Source organism: Microbacterium sp. NPDC089320 (assembly GCF_040684875.1).
Classification (GTDB): Bacteria; Actinomycetota; Actinomycetes; order Actinomycetales; family Microbacteriaceae; genus Microbacterium.
In genome coordinates, this window is record NZ_JBFBGY010000003.1 from 287,897 (window position 1) to 307,425 (window position 19,529).

Sequence of the window (19,529 nt, forward strand, 5' to 3'; positions counted from 1 at the left end):
AGGAGTCACCATGAGCACCGCAGCCTCCCCCCTGCCCGGCGAGCGCGTCTCGTCGTACGACATCACCGGGCGACAGGACACCGACTATTACGCCGTCTTCGCCGACATCCCTGACGCCGACCGCTCGGCCTGGGATCGCGCCAAGGCCTACATCGACGAGGTCGGACCACAGATGGTCGAGGCGTGGGATCGTGCGGAGTATCCGCTGGCCGCCGCCCGCCGCATGGGCGAGATGGACCTCGTCGTCGATGGCATCGTGCATCCCTCCCTCACCCGGCTCTCTCCTCTCGCAGCCGGACTGGTGAACATGGAGATCTCGCGCGGCGACGGCTCGCTCGGCACCGTGCTCGCCGTCCAGGGCGGACTCGCCCTGCGCACCCTGGCACTCTTCGGGTCCCCCGCGCAGCAGGAGAGATGGCTAACCCGGCTCGCCGACGGCTCGGTCTTCGGCTCCTTCGCCCTCACCGAGCCCGACCACGGGTCGGACTCGGTGTCTCTCGAGACCGTCGCTCGTCGCGACGGCGACGAATGGGTCATCCGCGGTGCGAAGAAGTGGATCGGCAACGGCGCCTCGGGCGGCATCACCTTCGTCTGGGCGCGCGTCGACGACGAGAGCGCTCCCGAGCACGGCGCCGTCCGGTGCTTCCTGGTCGAACAGGACACCCCCGGATACTCCGGAACCCCTATCCGCGGCAAGGCCTCGCTGCGCGCCATCCACCAGGCGCACATCGTGCTCGACGACGTGCGGGTGCCGCTCGACTCCGTGCTTCCCGGGACGAAGAGCTTCAAGGATGCCTCGATCGTGCTCTACGCGACCCGCTCGGGCGTCGCCTGGTCGGCTCTCGGCCACGCGACGGCCTGCTACGAAGCGGCGTTGGCGTACTCGACGCAGCGCATCCAGTTCGGCAAGCCGCTCGCCAAGTTCCAGATGGTGCAGGAGCGGCTCACGCACATGCTCGAGGACCTCACCGCGATGCAGCTGTACTGTCGTCGCCTCGCGGACCTCGAGTCCGCGGGCGAGCTGCGCCCGACCCAGGCCTCGCTCGCGAAGTTCCACAACACCCGGGCGGCTCGACGCGTGGCATCCGTCGCGCGCGACCTCCTCGGCGGCAACGGCATCCTGCTCGAGAACGGGGTGATGCAGCACATGGCCGACATCGAGGCGATCCACACCTACGAGGGCACCGAGAGCGTGCAGGCCCTGCTGCTCGGCCGGGACATCACCGGGATGAGCGCCTTCGCGTGATCCGGTCCGGTCCGGCGATCAGGGTTCGGGGTGCTCGGCGACCGCGACCGCCGCGGATTCCGGATCGAACGTCTGACCGCCGATGACCGAGAGCAGCCGCAGCTTCTCCTGGCTCTCGGTGCCCGGCGCAGCCGTGTAGACGAGAAGCGCGTGCGACTGCTCGGGGTCGACGAGCGTCTGGCAGGACAGATCCAGACGGCCGAGCTCGGGGTGGATGAACCGCTTGGTGAGCGGCGGTCGCAGACCGACCTCGTGCCGCTCCCAGAGCAGTGCGAACTCCTCGCTCCGAGGGAGCAGAAGGTCCACGTAGCGCGCGGCACGCGAACCCGGGCCCCGCAGCGTGGCGACCTCTCGCAGACCGGACACCCACAGCCGGGAGAGGAATGCGTGGTCCTCCGGGTCGTATCGTCGCCGCGCCGCGGGGTCGGTGAACCACCGGTATCCGATGCTGCGTTCAGGACCCTGCAGACGGGTCAGATCGCCCACCAGGGCGATGCCGAGCGCGCTCTGCCGCAGAGTCTCCCCCAGTTCGGTGACCACCTCGGCAGGCGTGTCGTGCAGTCGATCGAAGATCCGCAGCATCCCGGGGCTCACATGGTCGCTCTCGGCGCCGCGCGGCGGCGGGGTGTGGCCCGCGAGCACGAAGAGATGATCCCGCTCCGCCAGCGAGAGGTGCAGCCCCTGGGCTATCGCGGCGACCATCTGGTCCGACGGCTGCGGCCCTCTCTCCTGTTCGAGTCGCGCGTAGTAGTCGGTCGACATGTGGCTGAGCGCGGCCGCCTCCTCCCGGCGGAGTCCGCTCGTGCGGCGACGCTCCCCACGGGCCAGGCCGACGTCTTCCGGCTGCAGCGCCGCGCGTCGTCCGCGCAGGAACTCCGCGAGCCCACGTCTGTCGATCGCCATCCGCCACTTCCCCTCGTCCACTCCGTTGTACCAGCCGAGCGATGAGCGATCCACGGATCGACGATCCCTGGATGCCCGCCGCTCCGCCGCGAGAGCATCGACGTCGACAGAGAAGGGGCTGATATGCCACGGAAGAACACAGACCTGATCATCCCGGCGCAGCACGGTGTCCGAGCAGTGGTCACCGGAGCCAGCGACGGGATCGGACTCGGCATCGCGAGCCGGCTCGCCGCCGCAGGCGCGGAGGTCATCCTGCCGGTGCGCAACCGCGAGAAGGGCGACGCGGCGATCGCACGGATCCGTCGCACGGTGCCCGACGCGTCGCTGTCGCTGCGGGACCTCGACCTCGCCTCTCTCGAGTCGGTCGCCGCACTCGCTGCGACTCTGCGCCAGGAGGGCATGCCCATCAGCATCCTCATCAACAACGCGGGAGTGATGACCCCGCCATCCCGGCGCACGACCTCGGACGGATTCGAGCTGCAATTCGGAGCGAACCACCTCGGACACTTCGCCCTGGTGGCCGGGCTGCTGCCGCTTCTCGTCGAGGGCGGGGCGCGCGTCGTCTCGCAGATCAGCGTCTCCGCCGACAGCGGAGCGATCGAGTGGGATGACCTGCAGTGGGAGCGCACGTACAGCGGCATGCGCGCCTACAGCCAGTCGAAGATCGCCATGGGGCTCTTCGGTCTCGAACTCGACCGTCGGAGCAGGGCCGAGGGCTGGGGAATTCGGAGCCTGCTCTCGCACCCCGGGGTCGCGCCGACCAACCTGCTGGCCGCGCAACCCGAGTTGGGACGGTCGACCCAGACCCCCGCGCGCCGGGTGATCGAGGCGCTGTCTCGCCGCGGCATCCTTCTCGGCACAGCCGACACGGCGGGGCTGCCGGCCCTGTACGCCGCGACGTCTCCGGACGCCGTCGGCGGAGGCTTCTACGGTCCGTCCGGCCTCCTCCACCTGGGTGGCCGGCCGGGGCCGCAGAAGCTCTACTCGCGACTGCGCGACGACGAGGCCGCCGCCCGCATCTGCCGGGTCTCCGAGGAGCTCACCGGCGTGCCGGTGCGGGGCGCGTGATCAGTCGCAGCCGCAGCCGCCAGCGGGCGTCTTCACCATGAAGCAGACGTCACACACGCCGTAGTCGCGCTCTTCCGTCTTGGTCGCGCGCTCGGCCTTCGGCGCTGCGGCCGCTCTGGGCGTCGTCGACCGCTTGACCTTCACGGGCGCGAGCGGTCGGAACTCGCTCGGATGCGTCACATAGAAGTAGGGGGCGCGGCCTTCGCTGGGCCGCAGACGCAGAGGCGTGGAGCCGACGACCACGACTTCGTCCTCTGAGAAGCCGTTCGTGTAGGTCTTGCCGATGTGCAGGGCCGCGCCCTCGCCGCGACGGATCGCCTCGATGTAGCGGCCACGGTCGATGTACGACGAGATGCCGACGGCATCCGTGATCGCCGTGATGAACTCATGGTTCTCGACGGCGATGCGGTGCGCGCGCAGCGCCTCCGCGAGGGTTCGGTACGGACGGGAGGTGCCTGTGGGGGTCGGGCCCTGAACTTCATTCATCTCTTCAAGGATCTCACGCTCAGGCATGGAAGACTGGCCCCATGGCACGCGCGACGATCATCGGCTCCGGACCGAACGGCCTCGCGGCCGCGGTCGCACTCGCCCGCGCCGGGTACGAGGTGCGCGTCCTCGAGGCGGCCGAGACGATCGGCGGCGGGCTGCGCACGATCGAATCCACGATCCCCGGGTTCCTGCACGACGTCTGCGCAGCCGTGCTCCCCTCGGCACTCACCTCCCCGTTCTTCCAGGCGTTCGGTCTCGCCGACCGCGTCGACTGGATATATCCGGACATCTCCTACGCCCACCCGCTCGACGACGGCAGAGCCGGAATCGCCTGGCGCGACATCGAACGCACTGCAGCCGGTCTCGGTGTCGACGAACGGGCGTGGCTGGCACTGCTCCGCCCCCTCAGCACACACGTCGAGGGGGTCGTGGATTTCACGGGCAATCAGATGCTCCGTGTTCCGCGCGATCCGCTCACCGCGCTCCGGTTCGCTCTGCGGATGCTCGATCAGGGCACAGCACTCGCGAAGAGGACGTTCCGCACCGAGGAGGCGGCCGCGCTCATCGCCGGCGTGCTCGCACACCCGCCGACGCCGCTGCCGACCCTCGCCGGAGCTGCGGCCGGGCTGCTGCTCGCAGCCGAGGGTCACGCAGACGGGTGGATGTACCCGCGGGGCGGAGCACAGAAGATCGCCGACAGCCTGGTGACCGACCTGGAGGCGCACGGCGGCCGGGTCGAGCCGGGCACGCATGTGACGGACCTCGGTGCCCTCGACTGGGGCGATCCCGACGGCGGCGATCTGCTGCTGCTCGACACGTCTCCCCGGCTGGCGCTCACCCATCCCGACATCCCCGCGCGGTATGCGCGGGCCATCCGCGGCTTCCGATACGGTCCTGCAGCCGCGAAGGTGGACTTCGCCCTCGACGGACCGATTCCATGGACCAACCCTGATGTGGCTCTCGCCCCCACGGTGCACATCGGAGGGACGCAGGCCGAGGTGTGGGAGAGCGAGAACGCGGTGGCCCGCGGTCGGATCAGCGAGCGACCGTACGCCCTGTCGGTTCAGCCGTCGATCTTCGACCCCACACGGGCGCCGGCGGGCAAAGCGGTGCTGTGGGCGTACATCCACGTGCCGCACGGGTCGGACATCGACGCCACCGAACTGGTCACCCGCCAGGTCGAGCGGTTCGCACCCGGGTTCCGCGATCTGATCCTCGCTCACCACTCCGTGCCCGCGTCGTCGCGAGAAGCGATCAACCCGTCCGAGGTCGGCGGCGACATCCTCGGCGGTGCGTTCACGATCCCTCAGGCCATCCGTCGACCGGTGCTGAGCACCGCACCCTGGCGCACGCCGATGCGCGGTGTGTACCTCGCGTCGGCCTCGACGCCGCCGGGGCCGGGCGTGAACGGCATGGCAGGGTGGCACGCGGCCCGCACGGCGCTGAAGGATGCCGGACACCGCGCATCCCTCGACGACCTGTTCGCCTGAGGGCGGTCTGCGCAAGACCCCTTCTGCCGTCTCCATCCTGACGCCAGGATGGACCCATGCGCTACGAGATCCCCTCCCCCATGCTCGCGAAAGCGGCCGCATCCGTCCCCGACCCCGCCAAGACCGCCGGCGGACTGCTGTTCGAGCCCAAGTGGGACGGATTCCGCGGGCTGATCGCCTGGGACGGCGAGACCGTCGAGATCGGCTCACGCGGAGCGAAGCCGCTGACGAGATACTTTCCCGAGCTCGTCGAGGCGATCCCGGCGCTGCTTCCGAGGCCCTGCCTGCTCGACGGCGAGATCGTCGTCGCCACGGGACCCGCGGGGGCGCAGCGACTCGACTGGGAGGCGCTGAGCCAGCGCATCCATCCCGCGGCCTCGCGAGTGGCGAAGCTCGCAGCGGAGACACCCGCGATGTTCATCGCCTTCGACCTCCTGGCGATCGACGATGTCGACCTGCTGCACGCTCCGTTCGCCGAGAGGCGCGAGCGCCTGGAGGCCCTGATGGCGGGCGTCGCACATCCCCTGCACATCACGCGCACCACGCGTGATCGTGACGCGGCCGTGCGCTGGCTCGCCGAGTTCGAGGGCGCAGGGCTCGACGGGGTGGTCGCCAAGCCGCTCGATCAGCCGTATGCGCCGGGCAAGCGCACGCTGACCAAGATCAAGCACGCGCGCACCGCTGATGTGGTCGCGCTCGGATACCGTGTGCACAAGTCGGGGTCGGGCGTCGGGTCGCTGCTCGTCGGGCTCTACGACTCCGACGGCGTGCTGCGTCAGGTCGGCGGCGTGGCCGCGTGGAGCGATGCGCGCCGCCGAGAGCTCGTCGACGAGCTCGCCCCGCTCGTGCAGCGCGACGACAGCGGCGAGGCCATCACCGGCGAGGGCGAGCGTTCGCGCTTCAGCGGATCCAAGGACGTCTCGTTCGTGCGACTGCGGCCCGAGCTCGTGCTCGAGGTGCGCTACGACCAGCTCGAGGGATCGCGGTTCCGCCATACCGTGCAGTTCGAGCGCTGGCGCCCCGACAGGGATGCCCGCTCCTGCACCTACGATCAGCTCGACACCGTGGCGGGATACGACCTGGGCGACGTCATCGGCTGAGGTTCACTCGTCGACGGGATCTCCGTTCGCGTCCCAATTGGCCTCGACCTTCTTGCTGGGCTGCACGCGCGGGGGCTCCCCCGGCATCTTGGGGAACTCGGGCGGGAACGACAGCTCGCCCAACCCCGCCTCTTTGTCACGCTCCCACCACTCGAGGAGCGTGTCGATGCGGCCCGGGGAGTCCTGCTTGCCCGCCCAGGGATCACCGATATCGGCGAGTCTCTTCGGGATGCTGCGAACCGTGAAGACAGCGGGGTCGAGGTCGTCCAGCTCGTCCCAGTGCACCGGCGTCGAGACCGTGGCTCCGGGGAGGGCACGCGGGCTGTAGGCGCCGGCCATCGTGCGGTCGCGGTTCGCCTGGTTGAAGTCGATGAACACCCGCTCCCCGCGCTCCTCCTTCCACCAGCTCATCGTGACCTGCTCGGGCATGCGCCGCTCGAGCTCACGACCGGCCGCGATCACGGCGTGCCGCACATCGAGGAACTCATGGGTCGGCTCGATCGGTGCGAACACGTGGAGTCCGCGGTTGCCACTCGTCTTCACGAACGCGTCGAGGCCGACCTCTCGGAGCACCTCCCTCAGGGCGTGCGCGGCCGGGACGGCATCCGCGAACCCCGTGCCAGGCTGCGGGTCGAGGTCGATCCGAAGCTCGACCGGGTTGTCGGGGTCGGACGCGAGCGACGCCCACGGGTGGAAGACGATCGTGTTCATCTGCGCAGCCCAGACGATGGCGCTCGGTCGGTTGAGCACGATCTGCGGATGCCGACGGGCGCTGTTGTACGTGACGGTGACGGCGTCGACGTAATCGGGTGTGCCCTTGGGCGGGTTCTTCGAGAAGAAGCCGTCGCTGCCCACGCCGTCGCGGAACCGCTCGAGCGAGACCGGGCGATTGCCGTTCGCCTCGAGGAACGGCCCGCTGACGAGCTGGAAGTACTCCGCGAGCTCGGCCTTCGTGATCCCGTCCTTCGGCCAGACGACTCGGTTCGGGCTCGAGAGCGCGACCTCGCGCTCTCCGTCGGGATCGATGACGGTCAGGGTCACGCGTTCTGAGGCCATGCTCCGACCCTAGGGGGCCGGTGCGACGCGGGGAAGCCCGTCAGTCGTCGATATCGATCGCGAGGATCAGCACCGAGGTGAGGGCATCGCGCTCCACGACGATGCTGGGTCCGGCCGGGTCGATGATGACGCCCGCCATATCGACGTGGCTCGAGAGGATCTTGGCCAGCTGCAGGGGCTCGAAGGGCAGCGGTCGATCGCCGCGGCCGAGCGCGAGCACCTCGAGCGGGTGCGAGAAGAGCTGGAGGAACCGCTTGCCGTCGGGGGTCTGCGCTTCAGCGATCCCGACCTGTCCGCCCGGATTCCCTTCGTTGACGGCGACCCACATGCGCTTGGTCGCGAGCGCCTCACCGACCTTCGCCGCGGTGTCCTGCTCACGCGGCGCGGCGATGAGCGACTTGACCGTCATGTCGACGTCTGCCTGCTCGAGGGCCTTCTGCAGAAGCTCGGTCGGGAACACCACGCGGTGCGGTGCGGAGGCGTTGTCGACGATGAGGCCGGCGAAGTCGCCGGAGACGACCTGCTGCAGGACCGACGTGACGGGCTGGGCGACGGCGGACGTCGCGGTCGGGTCCTTCTCGAGCTGCACCGAGTCACGCACAGCGGCTGCCGAGCTGAACGCGAGCATGAACTGGCGCTCGCCATCGCGCACGACGGCCACCGCGAGCGGCTTGCCCTCACTGATCTGGGCGCGTGCATCACCGTTGACCCGGATGTACATGTGGCCCTGCAGCGCCTGGCGGAGCACTCCGAGGAGCTGCTCGTTCGTGGCGCCCTGCTCGACCTCCTTGAGCGACTCGCGCAGCAGGACGTTGTCCTTCATCCCCGGGACGGTCTCGGTCTGCTCCGGCGGCATCGCGGGTGCGAGCGGCAGTCGGCGCTCGGGCTCGACGACCGGTGCAGGGGCGGACGGGGCGGCTGCCGCCGGAGCAGCGACGGGAGCGGGTGTCGCCGTGGCATCGGGATCCGGCAGCTCGACCTCGGGCCCTGCCTGCGCGCCGACGCCGCGGAACGCCTGCACGGAGATGCCGATGGTCGGCGTCACCTCCGCGACGTCATCCGTCGCATCCGCGCCCTCCGGACCCTCGACGACGGACTCGTCGGTCGAGGTGTCGGTGTCGGTGTCGGTGACGTTCTGGTCGGCGACGACGTCGTCAGCGGACTTCTTGCGGCGGGAGAACAGGGCCATATCAGCCAGCCTAACCCGCCACCGGGCTAGATCTTCTCGATCGGCGCGACCTTGATCAGCAGCTTCTTCTGACCGGCGGAATCGAAGCGCACGTGCGCGATGCGCTTGGCCCCCTCACCCGTCACCGCGTCGACGCGTCCGTCGCCGAAGTCCGCGTGGCGGATGCGATCGCCCGCGGCGAGTTCGAGATCGCCGTTGTCGCGCATCTTGGCTGTGACCCGGTTGGGGAACTTGTCCATCGCGGTCGACAGCGGCTTGAGCGAGTCGCGCCCCGGCAGCTGCTTCACGGCGAAACGGTCGCCGGATCCGGAACCGCCCGAGCCGCCGAACCCGCCTGCCCGGCGCGCATTGAGAGCTCGGGACTGCATGCCACCCCGGGAGTTGACGTCACCGGGAGACTGTCGCCAGTCGATGAGTCCGGCAGGGATCTCCTGCAGGAAGCGACTCGGCATCGCGACCGAGACCTCGCCGAACTGCGCCCTGGTCATGGCGAGCGACAGGTGCAGGCGCTTGCGGGCGCGCGTGATGCCGACGTAGAAGAGCCGCCGTTCCTCCTGCGGGCCGCCCGGCTCCCCCGCCGAGATGCGGTGCGGGATCAGGTCCTCTTCGACACCGGTCACGAACACCGCGTCGTACTCGAGTCCCTTCGCGGTGTGCATCGTCATCAGCGACACCGAACCCGACTCGTCATCGAGATCATCGGCATCCGAGACGAGGGCGACCTCCGTGAGGAAGTCGACGATCGTCCCGTCGGGGTTGTTGCGCGCGAAGTCGCGCGCCACGGCGACGAACTCGTCGAGGTTCTCGACCCTCGCCTCGTCCTGCGGGTCGCGGCTGGCGCGGAGAGCATCGAGGTAGCCGCTCTTCGAGAGCAGCACGCTGAGTCCGTCGGCGACGGTGGTCGGAGCGGGGACCTCACCGGAGGCCGGGAGCATGATCTCGGTCGCCTCGGCCAGCACGGCGTCGAGCTGCGCGATGCCGGCCTGGATCTTCGGACCGAAGCCCAGCTGGTCGGGCACGGACAGGGCCTGCCGGAACGTGATGCCGTGCTCTTCGGCGAACCGGGCGATCGCCGTCTCGGTCACATCGCCGATGCCCCGCCGCGGCTTGTTGAGGATGCGGCGCACCGCCATCTCGTCGGCCGGGTTCGCGACGGCGACCAGGTAGGCGAGCGCGTCTTTGATCTCGGCGCGCTCGTAGAACTTCGTGCCGCCCATGATCTTGTAGGGCACGGCGGAGCGGATGAAGATCTCTTCCAGGGCACGGGACTGCGAGTTCGTGCGATAGAACACGGCCATCTCGGAGTACGGCATGCCGGCGCGATGCAGCGCCTCGACCTCGTCGGCCACGAACTGGGCCTCATCGTGCTGGGAGTAGCCGGTGAAGCCGACGATCATGTCGCCGTCGCCCTTGTCGCTCCAGAGCTTCTTGTCTTTGCGGTCGAAGTTGTTGCCGATCACGGCATTGGCCGCCGAGAGGATGTTCTGCGTCGATCGGTAGTTCTGCTCGAGCAGCACGACACGAGCGCCCGGGAAGTCACGCTCGAACTCACTGATGTTGCGGATGTCGGCGCCGCGGAAGGCGTAGATCGACTGATCGGAATCGCCCACCACGGTGAGGGACGCACCCTCGAGCTCCGGCGTGGTCTCGGGCTCGAAGATCATCATGCCGTTGGAGGCATACGGGTCGGGAGAGTCGCCGGAGACGGGCCGCGTCAGCTCGTGGATGAGGGCGTACTGGGCATGGTTGGTGTCCTGGTACTCATCGACGAGCACATGACGGAACCTGCGCCGGTAGGTGTCGGCGACCTGCGGGAACGCGCGGAAGAGATAGACGGTCTGACCGATCAGGTCGTCGAAGTCGAAGGCGTTCGCCTTCTGCAGCTGGCGCTGGTAGTCGGCGAACAGCTCGACGAAGATCCGCTCGGCGGGGTCGTTCATGTTCGCCTGGCGCGCGTACGCGTCGGCATCGGACAGCTCGTTCTTGAGCTTGGAGATGCGCGACTGCACGGCACCCGGCGTCAGACCGTAGGCGTCGGCCTCGTGCTCTTTGACCAGGCGCTTGAGGAGAGCCCGCGAATCGCCCGAGTCGTAGATCGTGAACGACTTGGTGAACCCGAACTGCTGGGCCTCTCGACGAAGGATCCGCACGCACGCGGAGTGGAACGTCGAGATCCACATGCCCCGAGCGGCGTCGCCCACGATCCCCTCGACGCGCTCACGCATCTCGCCGGCGGCCTTGTTGGTGAAGGTGATCGCGAGGATCTGGCTGGGCCATGCCTCGCGCGACCTCAGAAGCGAGGCGATGCGGCGCGTCAGCACGCTGGTCTTGCCGGAGCCGGCGCCCGCGACGATCAGCAGCGCGGGTCCGCGGTAGGTCACCGCCTCGAGCTGCTGCGGGTTGAGGCCGGCGAGGAGATCGTCCTGCCCCTGCGCTCCGGTGGAGTGAGGGCCGACGGATCCGGGGACGATGAGGGGGGCTTCGGTCATGGCTCTACGAGTCTAAGCCGCCCCACTGACACTGCTGCCGGACGGGGCGGATGCACGGGATGCCGCGCATCCGCCCCGTCGTCACATCGCCCGCATCAATCGGCGCGCCGGCGCCGGCGGGCGGCGAACGCACCGCCGACGACGAGCACCAGAGCCAGAGCGATCAGAGCGGTCGGCACCTGCGAACCGGTCGCGGCGAGTCCGGTGGCGCCGCCGCGTCCGTCGCGCGTGGGCGTGCTGTCCGGCTGCGCCGGGACCGAGCCGCCCTGCCCGTCACCCGGGGTCTCGCCGGGGCCTGCCCCGGGGTTCTCGCCGGGGTTTCCGTCCGTCGCACCGGGGAGGGTGCCGACCCGCAGCGCCTCCGCGGCGAACCCGTCGGCGAACCACCACACCGGACGCTGACCGTCGACCGACAGCGAGGCCGGGGCCGTCGCGAACCCCTCGTTGTTGATGTCGGGCATTCCGGCGGGGCGGGCGAAGTGCGCGATACTCGGCTGCGCCGTGCCGTTCAGCGTGATCTGGGCCGACTGACCCTGGCATCCGTCGTCGCAGACCGCCCACAGCACGTCGAGCACGCTGTCGTAGTCGAGCGCCATGACGCCGGGGAGCCCGGGAGCGATCTCCGATACCAGCGTGGCATCGCCGCCGGCACCGAGCGCGAACGCGTACACGTGGCCGTTGTCCTCGACCGCGACGAAGAACAACCCTCCTCCGTGCCCGGCATAGTCTGCCGAGTCATACGCCGCCGCGGTGTTGAGATCGAAGAGCGCCCCGTCGAGAACGCTGTCCGGCACCCACTGCACCGCCTCCATTCCGAGGTTGGCGCCCACGGCGGGGAGCAGCGACGTCAGATCCCACTCCTGCTCGGCGACGAGGTCGCCGGCGGACGCCTCGGGATCGACCTTCAGGATGGTGTTCTGGTTCACGCCCTTGGCGCTGTTGTCGCGCTCAGAGGCGACATAGACCGACCCCTCACCGTCGACGGCGATGCCCTCCGTGTCGGGGCCCGGGGCCCCCGTGTCGCCGGCATCCTTCTGGAATCGCACGCGCTTGCCCGACTCCCAGCCCGGAATCTGCGAGAACGAGCCGTCGGCGTGGGCCTCGAGCTTCCAGATGCGCCCCTCGCCGTTGTCGACGGCCCAGAGGAACGAACCGTCCGCGGTCTCCTGCACGTCGAGACCGGAGCTGTCCTCGAGGAAGGTCGGTGCGGTGTCCAGCACCCGGACGTCGGCCGAGCCCGGCCAGGGCGAGACCGCGATCTCGCCGGCGCAGATGTTCGCCGCGCCCTTCGTGCTCTCGGCGGTCACAGTGAAGACGCCGGTGACGTCCGGGCAGCGTCCCCACGTGGTGGCCGCATGCCCCGCACCCCAGGTGGTGGAGTCGATGAGCAGGTCTCCGTCGAACAGGCGCACGGAGTCACCGTCCCCCAGTCCGAAGCCGAGGTCCGCCCCCTCGATGACGAGGTATCCGCCCGCGGCGATGGTGGACGCCGCCGGAAGGGCGTAGGAGTGGGTGTCGTCGTCGTCCTTCACCACGACACCGGAGACATCCAGCGCGGATGCGGTCGGGTTGACGAGCTCGATCCAATCGCCGGGCGATCCACCGTCGGACTCGACCTCGTTGATCCGCACCGGATTGCCGCACGCGTTGCGCTGGCCCTTGGTGGAGACCGCGATGTCGACGAAGTCGCCGCCGCCGTCGGCACAGCGAGCCAGGACGCCCTCTGCATGGGCCGCGTACACGTGCTCGTCGACGACGTTCAGGTTCGCGTCGCGGATCGTGACGGTGTCGCCGTTGCCCAGACCGAACACGAAGTCCGCGGGCTGATCGAAGACGAAGTACGCCCCGGGTGCGAGCACGGTGCCGGCGGGCAGCGGCGTCGTCTCGCCCGCATGGCCGACCGGGTCGCCGTCCATGACGGTCCAGCCGGAGAGATCGACTGGCGCGCTCCCCGTGTTGACGATCTCGACCCAGTCGGTCGCGTCGCCGTTGGACTCGATCTCGTTGATCACGACATCGGGCATGACGCAGGTGTTCGCCGCCCCAGGGGTCGCATACGCGAGCACGAAGGCGCCTGCACCGTCGGGGCAGCGTGCGAGGGTCGCGGCGATGGCGTCACCGTCGATCGCGGCATGGCCGTTCCACGGCTGCGTGTCGTCGATCAGCGCGCCTGCGGGGTCGAAGAGGCGGATGCGGTCGGCGCTGCCGATTCCGATCGGATCGCGGAAGGCGGTCTCGACACCGCCGACGAGGCCGATGGTGCCTTCTTCGACGACCAAGAACTCGCCCGCGGCGATCTCCGTGCCCGGCAGGAACTGCCAGCGGTGATCGTCTGAGTTGTCGCGGATCTCATAGCCCGAGATGTCGAGAGGGGCGTCGCCCGCGTTGTAGAACTCCACCCAGTCCGCAGGCTGCGAGTCGACCTCGTTGATGACGATCGAACCGCCGGCGGGAGCGGCCGGCGCGAACACGCCGCTGGACTCGACTTCGTTGATCCGGACACCGAGTTCGGCTCCGGTGGCGGCGAGCGGCACAGCGAGCAGGGCGGCAGCGCTGAGTGCGCAGACCGTCGTGAACGCAGCCGCGGAGTGCAGGCGGGACATAGGGCTCCTGAGGAAAGCAGTCGGGTACGACTCCACATCAGCGATCCCGGGTGGACGGACGACGGCGCACGGGTGCACGGATGGTGAACGCACGGTGGCGGTTCGCCCTCGACTTCCGTGCGGACGCGGACAGGCGGATGCTCAGCCGCCGATGCGAGAATCGGGCGGTGCGCACGATCCTCAACATCATCTGGCTGATCTTCGCCGGGCTCGGTCTGTTCCTCGGCTACGTCCTGGCCGGCATCCTGTTGTGCATCCCGATCGTGACGATCCCGTGGGCGATCGCCTCGTTCCGCATCGCCCGTTACGCGATCTGGCCGTTCGGTCGCGAGATCGTCAGCAAGCCCACGGCCGGGGTCGGCTCGTTCCTCGGCAACGTGCTCTGGGTCATTCTCGCCGGCTGGTGGTTGGCCATCGGACACATCGTCTCGGGCCTCGCGCTCTGCATCACCATCATCGGCATCCCCATGGGCATCGCCGACTTCAAGATGGTGCCCGTCTCGCTCATGCCACTCGGCAAGGAGATCGTGTCTCGTCGCGGCGCGTTCGACCGCACGCTGTGATCGGCGGTCAGTCGCGGAAGAATCCGACCCCGAGGTCGGGGTGGTCGACGAAGACCCCGTCGACTCCCGTGCGGGCGATGACGCCCCATTCGGCCTCGTAGTCTCCGAAGGCGCCCTTTCCTCCTGAGCCGCGGAACTCCGACGAGAGGAAGGCGTTCTCGGGTCGACAGGTCCAGGTGAAGACCGTGAGTCCGCGCGCGTGCGCATCGGGGACGATCGAGTTGCCAGGGGCGAGCAGCATGCGCTTGTCGACGCTGATTCCGTCGACCCTGCCGACGAGCGCATCGAGGCCCTGCGGAGTGACAGTGGCCGCATAGGTGGGCGCCTGCGCGCCGTGGGCGACGGACAGATCGTACGCGCGCCCGGACGCCTCGATCAGATAGACGTAGGACGCCGCGATGCCTCGGGCCTTCAGGTGTCCGAGGATCGTCGACTCGAACGACTCGACGATCAGCGGCAGCTCGCCCTCGGCCCAGCCCGCCGCGCGAAGGTCCCGCTCGATGAGCGGCGCGAGGTCGAGACCGATGCTCGCGAAGTAGGTCGCGTGCTTGACCTCGAGCACCACGCCGATCTCACGTCCGTGCTCGACGGAGCCGGAGTGGACGAGGTCGAGCACGTCGGTCAATCGCAGGATCGCCTGCGACCCGTCGAAGCTCGCGCTCGACGCACGCACCTTCGGAAGTCGCTCCCGAGTGCGCAGCGTCGTCAGCTCCGCCCAGGTGAAGTCCTCGGTGAACCAGCCGGTCAGGGCCTCACCGTCGACGCGCTTGGTCGTCTTGCGGTCGGCGAACTCCGGGTGCTCGGCCACGTCGGTGGTTCCCGAGATCTCGTTCTCGTGCCGCACGATGAGCACACCGTCCTTCGTGGCCACGACGTCGGGTTCGACCGCATCCACGCCCATCGCGAGGGCGAGTTCGTAGGACGAGCGACTGTGTTCCGGACGGTAGCCGGGCGCACCGCGGTGCCCGATCACGAGAGGCGATTTCCTGGGCACGCTCTCAGCGTAGGACACCCTGATGACCCGGTATTCCGGCTATCGTGGAGGAAAGCGACCTACAACCCCTTTGGAGTGAGGCCCACATGAGCAATTTCGCCTTCAACAACCCGGCGTTCCAGCAGCAGGATCCGCGCAACGTCGCGACCTACCCGGGGGCCCCCCAGGGCGCTCAGGGTGCGCAGGCCGCGTCGTTCCAGCACGGCACGATGGATGCTGCCGCCAACGCGCAGCTGGAGGGCATGTATGCCGCTCCTCCGGCCGGTGCGATCGAGACCGACCGCATGTCGGTCGAGGACACCGTCTGGAAGACCGCCGGGCTCTTCGCCATCCTGCTCGTCACCGCAGCCGTCGGCTGGTTCCTGACCCTCGGCGGTGTCGCCGCCCCCGAGCTGAACCCCTACGACCGGTTCCAGCCCAACCTGATGCCGTGGATCATCGGTGCGCTCGGCGGCTTCGTCCTCGCGATGGTCATCACCTTCACCTCGCGCAAGAAGGTGCGTCCCGCGCTGATCTTCGCGTACGCCGCATTCGAGGGCCTCTTCGTCGGCGGCATCTCGGCGTTCTTCGAGGTCATGTGGCCCGGCATCGTCGTGCAGGCGACCCTCGCCACGGTCTCGGTCGTCGGCGTGACCCTCGCTCTGTTCGCGAGCGGCAAGATCCGCGCATCGAAGAAGGCCACCAAGATCTTCATGATCGCCATGGTCGGCTACCTCGTCTTCTCGCTGCTGAACCTCGTTCTCATGTGGACCGGCGTCCTGCCCGAGGGCCAGGCCTTCGGCCTCTACAGCGCCACGATCATGGGGATCCCGCTCGGTCTGATCATCGGCGTTCTCGTCGTCATCATGGCCGCCTACTCGCTGGTGCTCGACTTCGACCAGATCCAGCAGGGCGTGCGCAACGGCGCTCCCCGCAAGTACGGCTGGCTCGGCGGCTTCGGCATCATGGTCACGGTCGTCTGGCTCTACGTCGAGATCCTGCGCATGATCGCGATCATCCGCGGCAACAACTGACGCGATCGCCTCGCTCCGAGGCCCGCCTCCCTCGGGGGGCGGGCCTCTTGCCATATCCGAGGCCGCCGGCGCAAGGGGTTGGCTGATAAAAAGCTGGGAGGGCATTGTGGATTGCACGAGCCCTGGCACCCCAGGGCCCACGAAACAAAGGAGCTGAACATGAGCTTTCTCGGATTCCTTCTTCTCGGTCTCATCGCCGGCGCAATCGCGAAGCTGATCCTTCCCGGCAAGCAGGGTGGCGGATGGTTCATCACCCTTCTGCTCGGAGTGGTCGGTGCCCTCCTGGGCGGGTGGCTCGGCAGCCTGATCCTGAACCGTCCTCTGACGGAGTTCTGGGACCTGGGCACGTGGCTCCTCGCCATCGGCGGCTCGATCATCGTGCTGCTGATCTACGGCCTGATCGCCGGCCGCGGCAGCAAGGCCCGCAGCTGACCTCTCAGCACCACAGTCAACCGCCCTCTTCGCCAGCGACGCTGGTGAAGAGGGCGGTTCTCTGTCTGCCGCGGGATGTTCAGCGGTTCAGCGCTCGGCCGCCTTGGCCAGGAGCACCGCGCGCTCCCGGTCGTTGCCGGCGAGAGCCGCGGCGACCGCGAACTCGCTGCGTGCCTCCTCGTCGCGTCCGAGCCGCAGCAGCAGTTCGGCACGGGTCGCCGGCAGCAGGTGATAGCCGGCCAGCGCACCCGAGGCAGCCAGCCGGTCGATGATCTGCAGAGCGGATGCCGGGCCCGTCGCCATCGCGACGGCTGCCGCCCGGTTGAGCTCCACGACGGGCGACGGAGCAAGGCGACCGAGCGCCTCGTACAGCAGCACGATGCGGTCCCAGTCGGTGTCGTCGACCGATGGCGCGAGCGCGTGGCATTCGGCGATCGCCGCCTGCAGACCGTAGGGACCGCGACCGGAACCGAGTGCATCGGCGGTCGCCAGCGCCGCGCGACCGCGGGCGATGCGGCTGCGATCCCAGCGACGACGGTCCTGGTCGGCGAGCAGCACCGGCTCGCCGTGGATGTCGACGCGCGCGGGGAAACGCGCGGCGGTGAGCTCCATCAGCGCGAGCAGGCTGTGGACGTCTCGCTCCCGCGGCATCAGCGCGACCAGCACTCGCGTCAGCCTGATGGCCTCGAGACTCAGCTCTGGCCTCATCCAGTCCGGACCGCTGCTCGCCGCATGCCCCTCGTTGAAGATCAGGTAGAGCACGCCGAGGATCGCCCCCAGCCGCTCCGCATGCTCCTCCCGCGGCGGCATCTCGAAGGGCACGTGCGCGGCGCCCAGCGTCTTCTTGGCCCGCACGATGCGCTGCTGCACGGTCGCCGTCGGCACGAGGAAGGCCCGGGCGATCTCCTCGCTCGACAGACCACCCACCACTCGCAGCGTCAGAGCGACCTGCGCTTCTCGTGACAGCACGGGGTGGCACGAGATGAAGATCAGGCGGAGCACGTCGTCGTCGACGGCATCCGGGTCCCACGGCGGCGCATCCGCGACCTCCGCCTGCTCGCGTTCCAGGTCGTGGGCGAGCACGGCCATCCTGTCGTCAAGGCGTTCGCGGCGCCGCCAGCCGTCGATCGCCTTGCGCTTCGCGACTGCCGTGAGCCACGCCGCCCCGTTGCGCGGAAGGCCGTCGACGGGCCACTGCCGCAGAGCGTCCAGCAGCGCCTCCTGCGCGAGGTCCTCTGCGAGACCGAAGTCGCCCACGACTCTGGTGAGCGTGGCGACGATCTTCGCCGACTCGATGCGCCACACGGCGGCGACGGCCCGCCGCACACCCTCGTCGGATGCGGAGCGGGCCGTCTCGCGATCAGTGGAGCCGGTCATCTCACTGCTGGGCGCGACGCGCCTCCTCCTCCTCGCGCCAGCCCTTCTCCTTCTCGATCCACTCGTTGTCGGCCGGGAAATCGGACTCGTCGGTCACGCGGCGCACCTCGAGGAACGACCCCTTGCCGAGGGGCGCCCTGCTCGCCCACTCGGCCGCCTCTTCGCGACTCGAGACCTCGATGATCCAGAAACCGTTGAACAGCTCCTTCGTCTCTCCGTAGGGGCCATCGGTGATGAGAGGCTTGTCGGCGCTGAAATCGACGACGAATCCCTCTTCGGCGTCGCTGAGGCCCTCTCCTGCGGCGAGAACGCCGGCTTTGATCATGGACTCGTTGTACCTGCCCATCGCCTCGATGACCTGCTCGAACGGCGTCTCCTTGTAGGCCTCGACTGCTTCGTCGTTCGACCGCATGATCAGCATGTACTTCATGGTGTCCTCCTGGTGGCGGGGCCGCGTGTCGACCCTCTCATCAAAGACGTCGAGCGGGAATGCCGCAGATCGACATCAGTTGCGAAGATTTCTGAGATTCTCTCGCGGTCCGTCAGCCGAGCTCGTCGATCGCTCCTCGGATCGCGTCGGCGGAGGCCCGAAGCAGTGTGAGTTCGTGCTCGCTCATGGGCGTCTCCGCCAGTGGCACCGCGCCGGCCGCACCGACCACCGACGGCACCGACAGCGCCACACCGCGGATGCCGTACTCGCCGTCGAGCACCGTCGCCACCGGAAGCACCGCCCGCTCGTCATGCAGCACCGCCTCGGCGATGCGGGCGCAGCTGACGCCGATCGCCAGGTTGGTCGCTCCCTTGCCGCGGATCACCGCGTAGGCGGCGTCTCTGACCTCGACGGCGATCCGGTCGAGCTCCTCGGTGGTGAAGGGATCCTCGGCGGGCCAATCGAGGATCGGCACCGAGCCGATGGTCGCGTTCGACCACAGCGGGAACTCGGTGTCGCCGTGCTCGCCCACGATGTCGGCGTGCACGCTCGCAGTGCTCACGTTCGCCCGATGCGCGAGACGCCAGCGCAGCCGCGACGTGTCGAGCACGGTGCCCGACCCGAACACCCGATGCGGCGGGAGACCGGAGACGCGCTGCGCGACGACCGTCATCACATCGGCCGGATTCGTGACGATGATGAAGACGGCGTCCGGCGCCCGCTCGACGAGCTGCGGCATGAGGTTCTCCAGCAGGCGCGCATTGATGCCTGAGAGCTCCATGCGGGTCTGCCCCGGCTGCTGCTTCGCGCCTGCGGTCACGACGATCACGTCGCTGCCTTCGACGACGGCGAGGTCGGATCCACCGCTCACCGCCGCGGAGGTGAACTGCGTGCCGTGCGCGAGATCGAGCACCTCGGCATCCACCTTCTCGGTCGCGATGTCGTAGAGCGCGACCTCGGCCGCACTCCCCCGGATCAGCGCCGCATAGGCGACGCTCACCCCCACGCTGCCTGCACCGATCACCGTGATCTTCGTCCGCGCCTTGGTCATACGCTCATCCTGCCCGAAATACAGCGAACGGGCACG

General features: G+C 68.9%; 17 protein-coding genes. 7 read left to right on the forward strand and 10 right to left on the reverse strand.

What is annotated here, in order from left to right; all coding sequences use genetic code 11:
• Positions 1–10: 10 nt before the first annotated feature.
• Positions 11–1,246 carry an acyl-CoA dehydrogenase family protein gene (locus AB0N61_RS09910; protein ID WP_363363605.1) on the forward strand — a complete coding sequence of 412 codons (1,236 nt, stop codon included), beginning with the start codon at positions 11–13 and terminating at the stop codon, positions 1,244–1,246.
• Positions 1,247–1,264: 18 nt separating this feature from the next.
• On the opposite strand, the gene AB0N61_RS09915 is transcribed toward AB0N61_RS09910, so the two are convergent.
• Complete coding sequence (locus tag AB0N61_RS09915) at positions 1,265–2,149, reverse strand: helix-turn-helix transcriptional regulator (RefSeq protein WP_363364232.1); 885 nt, start codon at positions 2,147–2,149, stop codon at positions 1,265–1,267.
• A gap of 123 nt (positions 2,150–2,272) precedes the next feature.
• Between AB0N61_RS09915 and AB0N61_RS09920 the strand changes: the two genes are divergently transcribed.
• On the forward strand, positions 2,273–3,217 hold the full coding sequence (locus AB0N61_RS09920; RefSeq protein ID WP_363363608.1) for an SDR family oxidoreductase: 945 nt from the start codon (positions 2,273–2,275) through the stop codon (positions 3,215–3,217).
• Here AB0N61_RS09920 and AB0N61_RS09925 read toward each other — a convergent pair whose 3' ends face one another.
• Entirely contained in the window at positions 3,218–3,703 is a 486-nt protein-coding gene (locus tag AB0N61_RS09925; RefSeq protein WP_167946190.1) for a hypothetical protein, read from the reverse strand.
• Positions 3,704–3,744: 41 nt separating this feature from the next.
• Between AB0N61_RS09925 and AB0N61_RS09930 the strand changes: the two genes are divergently transcribed.
• Positions 3,745–5,196 carry an NAD(P)/FAD-dependent oxidoreductase gene (locus AB0N61_RS09930; RefSeq protein WP_363363611.1) on the forward strand — a complete coding sequence of 484 codons (1,452 nt, stop codon included), beginning with the start codon at positions 3,745–3,747 and terminating at the stop codon, positions 5,194–5,196.
• 56 nt (positions 5,197–5,252) lie between these two features.
• Positions 5,253–6,296, forward strand: a complete 1,044-nt coding sequence (locus AB0N61_RS09935; RefSeq protein ID WP_363363614.1) for an ATP-dependent DNA ligase — start codon at positions 5,253–5,255, stop codon at positions 6,294–6,296.
• 3 nt (positions 6,297–6,299) lie between these two features.
• On the opposite strand, the gene ligD is transcribed toward AB0N61_RS09935, so the two are convergent.
• The 4 genes from ligD to AB0N61_RS09955 form a co-directional block, all read right to left on the reverse strand.
• Positions 6,300–7,352, reverse strand: a complete 1,053-nt coding sequence (ligD, locus tag AB0N61_RS09940; protein ID WP_167946184.1) for a non-homologous end-joining DNA ligase — start codon at positions 7,350–7,352, stop codon at positions 6,300–6,302.
• 40 nt (positions 7,353–7,392) lie between these two features.
• A complete protein-coding gene (locus AB0N61_RS09945; RefSeq protein ID WP_363363618.1) occupies positions 7,393–8,541 on the reverse strand; it encodes an SseB family protein in 1,149 nt (382 codons plus the stop codon).
• Between the two features lie 26 nt (positions 8,542–8,567).
• On the reverse strand, positions 8,568–11,030 hold the full coding sequence (locus AB0N61_RS09950; RefSeq protein ID WP_167946180.1) for a UvrD-helicase domain-containing protein: 2,463 nt from the start codon (positions 11,028–11,030) through the stop codon (positions 8,568–8,570).
• Positions 11,031–11,125: 95 nt separating this feature from the next.
• Complete coding sequence (locus AB0N61_RS09955; protein WP_363363622.1) at positions 11,126–13,633, reverse strand: lamin tail domain-containing protein; 2,508 nt, start codon at positions 13,631–13,633, stop codon at positions 11,126–11,128.
• 167 nt (positions 13,634–13,800) lie between these two features.
• On the opposite strand from AB0N61_RS09955, the gene AB0N61_RS09960 reads away from it, so the two are divergent.
• Positions 13,801–14,196 carry a YccF domain-containing protein gene (locus tag AB0N61_RS09960; protein ID WP_363364234.1) on the forward strand — a complete coding sequence of 132 codons (396 nt, stop codon included), beginning with the start codon at positions 13,801–13,803 and terminating at the stop codon, positions 14,194–14,196.
• A gap of 7 nt (positions 14,197–14,203) precedes the next feature.
• On the opposite strand, the gene AB0N61_RS09965 is transcribed toward AB0N61_RS09960, so the two are convergent.
• Positions 14,204–15,190 carry a glycerophosphodiester phosphodiesterase family protein gene (locus tag AB0N61_RS09965; protein WP_363363624.1) on the reverse strand — a complete coding sequence of 329 codons (987 nt, stop codon included), beginning with the start codon at positions 15,188–15,190 and terminating at the stop codon, positions 14,204–14,206.
• A gap of 86 nt (positions 15,191–15,276) precedes the next feature.
• On the opposite strand from AB0N61_RS09965, the gene AB0N61_RS09970 reads away from it, so the two are divergent.
• Together AB0N61_RS09970 and AB0N61_RS09975 are read left to right on the forward strand one after the other, a co-directional pair.
• Positions 15,277–16,203: a Bax inhibitor-1/YccA family protein gene (locus tag AB0N61_RS09970; protein ID WP_167946173.1), complete on the forward strand. Its 927-nt coding sequence runs from the start codon at positions 15,277–15,279 to the stop codon at positions 16,201–16,203.
• Positions 16,204–16,362: 159 nt separating this feature from the next.
• Positions 16,363–16,635 carry a GlsB/YeaQ/YmgE family stress response membrane protein gene (locus AB0N61_RS09975; RefSeq protein ID WP_167946171.1) on the forward strand — a complete coding sequence of 91 codons (273 nt, stop codon included), beginning with the start codon at positions 16,363–16,365 and terminating at the stop codon, positions 16,633–16,635.
• A gap of 87 nt (positions 16,636–16,722) precedes the next feature.
• Here AB0N61_RS09975 and AB0N61_RS09980 read toward each other — a convergent pair whose 3' ends face one another.
• The 3 genes from AB0N61_RS09980 to AB0N61_RS09990 all read right to left on the reverse strand — a co-directional run bounded on the left by AB0N61_RS09980 (position 16,723) and on the right by AB0N61_RS09990 (position 19,493).
• Positions 16,723–18,012, reverse strand: a complete 1,290-nt coding sequence (locus AB0N61_RS09980; protein WP_363363626.1) for an RNA polymerase sigma factor — start codon at positions 18,010–18,012, stop codon at positions 16,723–16,725.
• A 1-nt stretch (position 18,013) separates the two neighbouring features.
• Complete coding sequence (locus tag AB0N61_RS09985; RefSeq protein ID WP_363363628.1) at positions 18,014–18,442, reverse strand: YciI family protein; 429 nt, start codon at positions 18,440–18,442, stop codon at positions 18,014–18,016.
• 112 nt (positions 18,443–18,554) lie between these two features.
• Positions 18,555–19,493 carry an L-lactate dehydrogenase gene (locus AB0N61_RS09990; protein ID WP_363363630.1) on the reverse strand — a complete coding sequence of 313 codons (939 nt, stop codon included), beginning with the start codon at positions 19,491–19,493 and terminating at the stop codon, positions 18,555–18,557.
• Positions 19,494–19,529 lie beyond the last annotated feature (36 nt).

Excerpts from the sequence above, each read along its gene's own strand:
- AB0N61_RS09910 (WP_363363605.1), top strand. The coding sequence starts at position 11 with ATGAGCACCGCAGCCTCCCCCCTGCCCGGCGAGCGCGTCTCGTCGTAC.
- AB0N61_RS09915 (WP_363364232.1), bottom strand. The coding sequence starts at position 2,149 with ATGGCGATCGACAGACGTGGGCTCGCGGAGTTCCTGCGCGGACGACGC.
- AB0N61_RS09920 (WP_363363608.1), top strand. The coding sequence starts at position 2,273 with ATGCCACGGAAGAACACAGACCTGATCATCCCGGCGCAGCACGGTGTC.
- AB0N61_RS09925 (WP_167946190.1), bottom strand. The coding sequence starts at position 3,703 with ATGAATGAAGTTCAGGGCCCGACCCCCACAGGCACCTCCCGTCCGTAC.
- AB0N61_RS09930 (WP_363363611.1), top strand. The coding sequence starts at position 3,745 with ATGGCACGCGCGACGATCATCGGCTCCGGACCGAACGGCCTCGCGGCC.
- AB0N61_RS09935 (WP_363363614.1), top strand. The coding sequence starts at position 5,253 with ATGCGCTACGAGATCCCCTCCCCCATGCTCGCGAAAGCGGCCGCATCC.
- ligD (WP_167946184.1), bottom strand. The coding sequence starts at position 7,352 with ATGGCCTCAGAACGCGTGACCCTGACCGTCATCGATCCCGACGGAGAG.
- AB0N61_RS09945 (WP_363363618.1), bottom strand. The coding sequence starts at position 8,541 with ATGGCCCTGTTCTCCCGCCGCAAGAAGTCCGCTGACGACGTCGTCGCC.
- AB0N61_RS09950 (WP_167946180.1), bottom strand. The coding sequence starts at position 11,030 with ATGACCGAAGCCCCCCTCATCGTCCCCGGATCCGTCGGCCCTCACTCC.
- AB0N61_RS09955 (WP_363363622.1), bottom strand. The coding sequence starts at position 13,633 with ATGTCCCGCCTGCACTCCGCGGCTGCGTTCACGACGGTCTGCGCACTC.
- AB0N61_RS09970 (WP_167946173.1), top strand. The coding sequence starts at position 15,277 with ATGAGCAATTTCGCCTTCAACAACCCGGCGTTCCAGCAGCAGGATCCG.
- AB0N61_RS09975 (WP_167946171.1), top strand. The coding sequence starts at position 16,363 with ATGAGCTTTCTCGGATTCCTTCTTCTCGGTCTCATCGCCGGCGCAATC.
- AB0N61_RS09980 (WP_363363626.1), bottom strand. The coding sequence starts at position 18,012 with ATGACCGGCTCCACTGATCGCGAGACGGCCCGCTCCGCATCCGACGAG.
- AB0N61_RS09985 (WP_363363628.1), bottom strand. The coding sequence starts at position 18,442 with ATGAAGTACATGCTGATCATGCGGTCGAACGACGAAGCAGTCGAGGCC.
- AB0N61_RS09990 (WP_363363630.1), bottom strand. The coding sequence starts at position 19,493 with ATGACCAAGGCGCGGACGAAGATCACGGTGATCGGTGCAGGCAGCGTG.